Consider the following 2130-nt stretch of genomic DNA (forward strand, 5'->3'; position numbering starts at 1 on the left):
CGACCTTGCTCGACTTCACCGTCAGCGTGGCGTGCAGCCACGGCTTGCCGGCGCGGGTGGCGAGGGTGCGCAGGCGGCGCGGCAGGTCGTGCGCCTCGGGCCGGGGGATGATCGGGTGCCAGACCACGTAGACGCCGGTGGCGAAGCGCTTGAGGGCCTCGCCCACGAAGGCGGCGGTGCGGCCGTAGTCGGTCTTGATCTCGTAGCTGGGGTCCACCAGCACCATCGCCCGGCGCGAGGGCGGCGGCAGGAACTTCGTCGCCGCGCCAAAGCCGTCCTCGCGCAGCACCGCCACCTGGCGGCCGGCCTCCAGCTGGGCGACGTTGGCGGCCAGCGTGCGCGCGTCGGTCGGGTGCAGTTCGCACAGCTTGAGCCGGTCCTGCGGGCGCAGCAGGCGCTGCACGATGAAGGGCGAGCCGGGGTAGACGCGGCTGCCGCCGCCGGGGTTGAAGCCGCGCACCACCTCCAGGTAGCGCGCCAGGGCCGGCGGCGGGGTCGGCCCCGGCGTGCCGGCGAGCAGCCGCAGCACGCCCTCGGCCGCCTCGCCGCTGGTGCCGGCGTAGTCGCCGTCCAGGCGGTACAGGCCGGCGCCGGCATGGGTGTCCACCACGGTCAGCGGCGTGTCCTTGTGCAGCAGGTGCTCCAGCACGGCGATCAGCACCGTGTGTTTGAGCACGTCGGCATGGTTGCCGGCATGGAAGGCGTGGCGGTAGCTGAACATGGGGCAGGTGGCGCAGGCGAAAAGAAGGCTTGCCGCCGGGGCGGCGCGAGGGGCGATTGTCGTGCTTCGGGGCCGCCCCTGGGCAAATCCGTGCCGGCGCGCTAGAATGGCGGGCTTTGCAGCGATTCGGGCCCCGCGGCAAGACGGCGCTTCCTTCCAGGAAAAGGGGAGGAAAAAGCCGACTCCCACCTAAGAGCTTCCCGTGACAAGAGGAAGACCGACCGTGGAAAAGGGCCTGCCGAACCGCTTCCCTACAAGGAAATCTCATGTCTACGTTCAGCGCCAAGCCCGCTGACGTGAAGCACGAGTGGTTTGTGATTGACGCAACCGACAAGGTTCTCGGACGGGTCGCCAGCGAAGTGGCCCTCCGACTGCGCGGCAAGCACAAGGCCATCTACACGCCTCACGTCGACACGGGCGACTTCATCGTCATCGTCAACGCTTCCAAGCTCAAGGTCACGGGCGCCAAGTCCACCGACAAGGTGTACTACCGCCACTCGGGCTATCCCGGCGGCATCACCGCCACCAACTTCCGCGACATGCAGGCCAAGCACCCCGGCCGCGCGCTCGAGAAGGCCGTCAAGGGCATGCTGCCCAAGGGCCCGCTCGGCTACGCCATGATCAAGAAGCTGAAGGTCTACGGCGGCGCGGAGCATCCGCACACCGCGCAGCAGCCCAAGGCGCTGGAAATCTGAGGAGTCTTGAGATGATTGGTGATTGGAACAATGGCACCGGCCGTCGCAAGTCCAGCGTCGCCCGCGTGTTTCTCAAGAAGGGCACCGGCAAGATCACGGTCAACGGCAAGCCGATCGAACAGTTCTTCGGCCGCCAGACCTCGATCATGATCGCCAAGCAGCCGCTGGTGCTGACCGAGAACGTCGAGGCCTTCGACATCCAGGTCAACGTCCACGGCGGCGGTGAATCGGGCCAGGCCGGCGCCACGCGCCACGGCATCACCCGCGCGCTGATCGACTACGACGCGAACCTCAAGCCGCTGCTGAGCCAAGCCGGCTTCGTGACCCGCGACGCCCGCGAGGTCGAGCGCAAGAAGGTCGGCCTGCACTCCGCACGCCGCCGCAAGCAGTTCAGCAAGCGCTGATCCCCTGCCTGGCTGCTGCCACCGGAAAAACCGCCCTCGAGGCGGTTTTTCTTTGGCTGGGGTAGCATCCCCTCATTGGCTGCCCTCCGCCCCTGGAAGGCCGCCCCCACGGAGAACCGATTCCATGAGCGCTGTTGCCGAAACCATCGCCACGCCGGCCGCGATGCCGGACCCGATCGTCTTCACCGACGCCGCCGCGGCCAAGGTGGCCGACCTGATCGCCGAAGAGGGCAATCCCGACCTGAAGCTGCGCGTGTTCGTGCAGGGCGGCGGCTGCTCGGGCTTCCAGTACGGCTTCACCTTCGACGAG

3 protein-coding genes and 1 pseudogene are annotated in these 2130 nt (G+C 68.1%); 3 read left to right on the plus strand and 1 reads right to left on the minus strand.

Translation table 11 applies throughout. The annotated features are described in order from the left end of the window. Nucleotides 1-721 (minus strand): 23S rRNA (adenine(2030)-N(6))-methyltransferase RlmJ (locus ACIY1X_RS20325; RefSeq protein ID WP_399684041.1); only part of this gene is annotated, 721 nt, incomplete at its 3' end. A gap of 266 nt (nt 722-987) precedes the next feature. Here ACIY1X_RS20325 and rplM point away from each other — a divergent pair. The 3 genes and pseudogenes from rplM to ACIY1X_RS20340 form a co-directional block, all read left to right on the plus strand. Beyond that, the gene (gene rplM / locus ACIY1X_RS20330; protein ID WP_038210624.1) at nt 988-1416 is read left to right on the plus strand and encodes a 50S ribosomal protein L13; all 429 of its coding nucleotides are present in this window, start codon (nt 988-990) and stop codon (nt 1414-1416) included. A gap of 11 nt (nt 1417-1427) precedes the next feature. Further along, on the plus strand, nt 1428-1820 hold the full coding sequence (gene rpsI / locus ACIY1X_RS20335; RefSeq protein ID WP_038210625.1) for a 30S ribosomal protein S9: 393 nt from the start codon (nt 1428-1430) through the stop codon (nt 1818-1820). A gap of 124 nt (nt 1821-1944) precedes the next feature. Further along, nucleotides 1945-2130 (plus strand): annotated as a pseudogene (locus tag ACIY1X_RS20340) (iron-sulfur cluster insertion protein ErpA); the annotation flags it as partial.

It is taken from the genome of Xenophilus sp., from assembly GCF_044462705.1.
Taxonomy (GTDB): Bacteria; Pseudomonadota; Gammaproteobacteria; order Burkholderiales; family Burkholderiaceae_C; genus Xenophilus; species Xenophilus azovorans.